The sequence below is a fragment of the Mycobacterium sp. P4_H6 genome, from assembly GCF_056400845.1.
Window position 1 is genome coordinate 1 of record NZ_JBFUKN010000157.1, and the last position, 5,854, is coordinate 5,854.

The window sequence follows — 5,854 nt, forward strand, 5'->3', positions numbered from 1 at the left end:
CTCCAGGCCCTTGGCGGTGTGCAGCGTCATCATGGTGACCACACCGGATTCGTGTTCGGGGATACCGTCGGCGTCGGCGACCAGCGACACCCGCTCCAGGAACTGGGCCAGCACGCTGGTGTCGGGCACGTCCTCGTCCTCGGGTATGCCCTCTTCGTCGCGTAACGCCTGCGCATTGGCCAGGTCGATGCTGAATTCGTGTGCGACGCTGACGAGTTCGTTCAGGTTGTCCAGCCGCGCCAGGTCCTGTGGGTCGCTGGAGGCTTCGAGTTCGCGCCGGTACCCGGTGCGGTCCAGCACGGCCTCGACCAGATCGCCGAGTTCACCGTCCAGGCCGCCGCGCAGACTGTCGAGCAGCTGGGTGAACGAGGCGATCGCCTTCTCCGACCGGGTGTTCAGCATCGGCACCCGGCCCTCGGCGGCGGCCTGCAGGGCATCGTTGAAGCTTCCGCCGGTGTTCTCTGCGTACACCGCCACGCAGGCCTCGGCCCGGTCGCCGATACCGCGGCGCGGGGTGTTCAGGATGCGCCGCATGCTCACCGCATCGCCGGGGTTGTCGAGCACCCGCAGGTAGGCCACGATGTCGCGGATCTCTTTGCGCTCGTAGAACCGCACTCCGCCGACGACCTTGTACGGGATGCCGGCGCGGATGAAGACCTCTTCCAGCGCACGCGAAGAGTTGTTGGTCCGGTAGAAGACCGCCACGTCGGAGTACTTCACCTGGTGGCCGTCGGCCAGCGCGTCGATCTCCTCGGCGACGAACCGCGCCTCGTCGTGTTCGTTGTCGGCGACATAGCCGACGATCAGTTCGCCCTCACCGGAATCTGTCCACAGCCGCTTCTCGCGGCGCCCGGCGTTGCGGGAGATGACGGCGTTGGCGGCGTTCAGGATGGTCTGCGTGGAACGGTAATTCTGTTCCAGCAGAATCGTTGTCGCGTTCGGGTAGTCGCGCTCGAAATCCTCGATGTTGCGGATCGTCGCGCCGCGGAACGCGTAAATCGACTGATCCGCGTCGCCCACCACGCACAGCTCACCCGGTGTCACCCCGTCCTGGGTGGTCTCCACGCCGACGAGTTCGCGCACCAGCATGTACTGGGCATGGTTGGTGTCCTGGTACTCGTCGACCAGGATGTGCCGGAAGCGCCGCCGGTAGTACTGGGCGATCTGCGGAAAGGCTTGCAGCACAGCGACCGTCTCACCGATGAGGTCGTCGAAGTCCAGCGCGTTGGCCGCCCGCAGCCGGCGCTGGTACTCACCGAACACCGAGGCCACCGTCTTGGACATGTCGTCGGCGGTCTCGGTGAGATCGGCGAGGGCCTGATCGGGGTCGATCAGTTCGTTCTTCAGGTTGGAGATGCCGTTGGCCAGCAACCGCGGCGAGTACCGCTTGGTGTCCAGGCCCATGTCCTTGGCGATCATCATGAGCAGCCGCCGCGAATCGTCGGCGTCATAGATGGAGAAGTTGGAGTTCAGCCCGGGCAGCAGCGAGGCCTGGTTACGCAGGATGCGCACGCAGGTGGCGTGGAACGTGGACACCCACATGCTGCGGGCGCGCGGCCCGATCAGGGCCACGACGCGCTCCCGCATCTCCGCGGCTGCCTTGTTGGTGAACGTGATGGCCAGCACCTGGCCGACGCCCACCTCGCGGGCGGCCAGCAGGTAGGCGATGCGCCGGGTCAGCACCGCGGTCTTGCCCGACCCGGCGCCGGCCACGATGAGCAGCGGGGACCCTTCGTGCAGTACCGCCTGGCGCTGCTGCGGGTTGAGCCCGTCCAGCAGCTGGTCGGTTTCGGAGGCCCCACCGGACGCGTGAGCTGGTGCGTGAGAAAGCGATGTCATTTCGGTCTCGAATCTACCGCTGAACGGTGACATCCCCGTGACCCGGCTTTGCACCGAATCTGCGCCGGGTGGCACACTCGGTTCGTGCTACCCGAGCCCACCGCCGACATCGACGATCTCCGTCTGGAGATCGACGAACTGGACGCCGCGATCCTGGCCGCGGTGAAGCGCCGGACCGAGGTTTCCCGGATCATCGGCAAGGCCCGGATGGCCTCCGGTGGCACCAGGCTGGTGCACAGCCGGGAGATGAAGGTCATCGAGCGCTACAGCGAGCTCGGCCCGGAGGGCAAAGACCTGGCCATGCTGCTGTTACGCCTCGGCCGCGGCCGACTGGGCCATTAGGGCGTGAAGGCGATGTACTTGGTCTCCAAGTACTCCTCGATACCTTCCGAACCGCCCTCGCGACCGAACCCGGATTCCTTGATACCGCCGAACGGGGCGGCCGCATCCGAGATCACACCGCGGTTCACCCCGACCATGCCGGCCTCCACGGACTCCGCGACCCGCAGCGCCCGGTCCAGGGACTGCGTGTAGATGTAGGACGCCAGGCCGTACTCGGTGGCATTCGCCGCGGCGATGCCCTCCTCCTCGGTGTCGAACCCGGTGATCGGCGCGACGGGCCCGAAGACCTCCTCCTTGAGGATGCGGGCATCGGCGGGCACGTCGGCCAGCACGGTGGCCGGGTAGAAGTGCCCGGGTCCGCCCGGAGCCACCCCGCCGACCGCCACCTCGGCGCCGCGCGACACCGCGTCGGAAACCAGATCGGCCACGATGCCGAGCTGCTTGGCCGAGATCAGCGGGCCCAGCGTCGAGGAATCCTCCAGGCCGTTGCCCAGGGTGTACTCGCTCATCCGCTTGACCAGCTTGTCGGTGAACTCCTCGCGCACCGCGTTGGCCACGTGGAAGCGGTTGGCCGCGGTGCACGCCTCGCCGCCGTTGCGCATCTTGGCCAGCAGGGCGCCCTCGACCGCGGCGTCGACATCGGCGTCGTCGAAGACCACGAACGGGGCGTTGCCGCCGAGTTCCATCGAGGTGCGCAGCAGTTTGTCGCTGGACTGTTTCACCAGGGCCTTGCCCACCCCGGTCGACCCGGTGAAGGTCAGCTTGCGCAGTCGGCCGTCGTCGATGAGGACGCCGGTCAGGTCGCCGGGCTTGGTGGTCGGCAGCACCGACAGCACGCCCTTGGGCAGGCCGGCCTCGTCGATCAGCTTGGCCAGCAGCAGCATGGTCAGCGGCGTCTCCTGGGCGGGCTTGACCAGCATGGTGCAGCCGGCGGCCAGGGCCGGGCCGATCTTGCGGGTGCCCATCGCGAGCGGGAAGTTCCACGGGGTGATGGCGTAGCAGGGGCCGACGGGCATCTTGGTGACCAGGATGCGGCCGTTGCCCGCCGGCGCCGGGGTGTAGCGGCCGGCGATGCGCACCGCCTCCTCGGCGAACCAGCGGAAGAACTCGGCGCCGTACTTGACCTCGCCGCGGCTCTCGGCGATCACCTTGCCCATCTCCAGGGTCATCAGGGTGGCGAGGTCTTCGCTTCGCGCGGTGAGGGTTTCGAAGACCGACCGCAGGATCTCGCCGCGTTCGCGGGCTGGGGTGGCGGCCCAGTCGCCCTGCGCGGCCGCGGCGGCGTCCAGTGCGGCGATGCCGTCTTCGGCGGTCGCGTCGGCCACCGAGGTGATGACCTCGTCGGTCGCGGGATTGAGCACGTCGAAGGTGGACGAGCCTGCCCGCTCCTCACCGCCGATCCACAGTCCGGTGGGCACGGATGAAATCAAGTCTTCAATGCGCATACATCCATCATGTACACCCTCGATCCGGGCGCCGCACTAAGGTCAGAAGAATGAGTGCTGACATCACCGAAACGGCCGCATGGCATTCGCTGCAACGCCACCATGACGCGGTTGCGTCGAAGAATCTTCGGGAGCTCTTCGCCGAGGATCCGGCCCGTGGCACCGAACTCACCCTCGCCGTCGGCGACCTCTACATCGACTACAGCAAGCACCGGGTGACGCGCGAAACCCTGGGCCTGCTGGCCGATCTGGCCAGGGCCGCCGACCTGGAGGGACGCCGCGACGCGATGTTCTCCGGCACCCACATCAACACCTCCGAGGACCGCGCGGTACTGCACACCGCGCTGCGGCTGCCCAAGGGCGCCGAGCTGGAGGTCGACGGGCAGAACATCGTCGCCGACGTGCACGAGGTGCTCGACGCGATGGGCACCTTCACCGACCGGCTGCGGTCCGGCGAGTGGACGGGCGCCACCGGCGAACGCATCGCCACCGTCGTGAACATCGGGATCGGCGGCTCGGATCTGGGCCCGGTGATGGTGTACGACGCGCTGCGCCATTACGCCGACGCCGGAATCTCGGCCCGGTTCGTCTCCAATGTCGACCCCGCCGACCTGGTCGCCACACTCGACGGTCTCGACCCGGCGACAACGCTTTTCGTGATCGCCTCGAAGACGTTCACCACGTTGGAGACGCTGACCAACGCCACCGCGGCGCGGCGCTGGCTCACCGCGACGCTCGGCGATGATGCCGTGTCCAAGCATTTCGTGGCGGTGTCCACCAACAAGAAGCTGGTCGACGAGTTCGGCATCGACACCGACAACATGTTCGGCTTCTGGGACTGGGTCGGCGGCCGGTACTCGGTGGACTCGGCGATCGGCCTGAGTGTGATGGCGGTCATCGGCAAGGAACGGTTCGCGGAGTTCCTGGCCGGGTTCCATCTGGTCGACGAGCACTTCCGCACCGCACCGCTGGCCGAGAACGCGCCGGCGCTGCTCGGCCTGATCGGGCTCTGGTACAACAACTTCTTCGGCGCGCAGTCCCGCGCGGTGCTGCCCTACTCGAACGACCTGTCCCGGTTCGCGGCCTACCTGCAGCAGCTGACGATGGAGTCCAACGGCAAGTCGGTGCGCGCCGACGGCACCCCCGTCACCACCGACACCGGTGAGATCTATTGGGGCGAACCGGGAACCAACGGCCAGCACGCGTTCTACCAGTTGCTGCACCAGGGCACCCGGCTGATCCCCGCCGATTTCATCGGGTTCTCCCAGCCCACCGACGACCTGCCGACCGCCGACGGTACCGGCAGCATGCACGACCTGTTGATGAGCAACTTCTTCGCCCAGACCCAGGTGCTGGCATTCGGCAAGACCGCCGAGGAGATCGCGGGTGAAGGGACCCCGGCCGATGTGGTGCCACACAAGGTGATGCCGGGCAACCGCCCGACGACATCGATCCTGGCGACCGAACTGACGCCCTCGGTGGTGGGCCAGCTGATTGCGCTCTACGAGCACCAGGTCTTCACCGAGGGTGTGATCTGGGGCATCGACTCGTTCGACCAATGGGGTGTGGAACTGGGCAAGACCCAGGCCAAGGCGCTGCTGCCGGTGCTCACCGACGACGCGGCACCGGCCGAGCAGAGCGACAGCTCCACCGATGCCCTGGTGCGGCACTACCGGAGCGAGCGCGGCCGCAGCGCGTAACGGCTACTCCCGCTCCGGATCCGGGCGCGTCCAGCCGAGGATCATCGCGGGCGTCGTTCCGCCGATGAGCAGGACGGTCAACGCCATGAGGCCGCCGGCGTAGGCCATGTCGGGGTCTGCGCCGTCAGTGATGACGGCGCCGAAGATCAGATAGAAGATCGGCACCAGCATCAGCAGTTGCGTCACCGCCAGGCCTGCCGAACGTGCGCTGTTGCGTTGCGCGATCTCGAACTCGTCGAGCTCGGATGCGGCGGCATCGCCACGCCGTCCCGACACCAGCTGCAGCACCCACAGCAGCGGGAAGTACACCACGCACGCGGGCAGCCACAGCAGCGGCGCCCAGTCGACCCCGAGGGCGCACAGCAGGCTGACCACAGCCATGAACGCGAACGTCGCCATGAGGAGCGCGACCAGGAGCCGGCGTCGGCGCTGGGTGCGCCACCCGGGCAGCCCCTCGGCATAGGCACGTTCGGCCTTGAGCACCCGGCGGGAGCGGTAGTTCTGGTATCGCTCGAGAATGCCCTGCTC

General features: G+C 67.6%; 5 protein-coding genes. 2 read left to right on the forward strand and 3 right to left on the reverse strand.

What is annotated here, in order from left to right; all coding sequences use genetic code 11:
- Positions 1-1,839, reverse strand: a 1,839-nt coding sequence (locus tag AC1DTF_RS31925) for a UvrD-helicase domain-containing protein (RefSeq protein ID WP_477476975.1), incomplete at its 3' end; no start/stop codon positions are given.
- Between the two features lie 84 nt (positions 1,840-1,923).
- On the opposite strand from AC1DTF_RS31925, the gene AC1DTF_RS31930 reads away from it, so the two are divergent.
- Positions 1,924-2,181, forward strand: coding sequence for a chorismate mutase (locus AC1DTF_RS31930; protein WP_057168327.1), 258 nt, complete (start codon positions 1,924-1,926; stop codon positions 2,179-2,181).
- Here AC1DTF_RS31930 and AC1DTF_RS31935 read toward each other — a convergent pair.
- Positions 2,178-3,626 (reverse strand): NAD-dependent succinate-semialdehyde dehydrogenase, encoded by a 1,449-nt coding sequence (locus AC1DTF_RS31935; protein WP_477476976.1) that lies wholly within the window; start codon positions 3,624-3,626, stop codon positions 2,178-2,180. The genes AC1DTF_RS31930 and AC1DTF_RS31935 overlap by 4 nt on opposite strands.
- A gap of 50 nt (positions 3,627-3,676) precedes the next feature.
- Between AC1DTF_RS31935 and pgi the strand changes: the two genes are divergently transcribed.
- Positions 3,677-5,326, forward strand: coding sequence for a glucose-6-phosphate isomerase (gene pgi / locus AC1DTF_RS31940; protein ID WP_477476977.1), 1,650 nt, complete (start codon positions 3,677-3,679; stop codon positions 5,324-5,326).
- Between the two features lie 3 nt (positions 5,327-5,329).
- Here the strand turns inward: pgi and AC1DTF_RS31945 are convergent, their stop codons facing one another.
- Entirely contained in the window at positions 5,330-5,845 is a 516-nt protein-coding gene (locus AC1DTF_RS31945; protein WP_477476978.1) for a hypothetical protein, read from the reverse strand.
- Positions 5,846-5,854 lie beyond the last annotated feature (9 nt).

What these genes read in the sequence shown, in the direction of transcription:
- pgi (WP_477476977.1), top strand. Translation starts at nt 3,677, where the DNA reads ATGAGTGCTGACATCACCGAAACGGCCGCATGGCATTCGCTGCAACGC.
- AC1DTF_RS31935 (WP_477476976.1), bottom strand. Translation starts at nt 3,626, where the DNA reads ATGCGCATTGAAGACTTGATTTCATCCGTGCCCACCGGACTGTGGATC.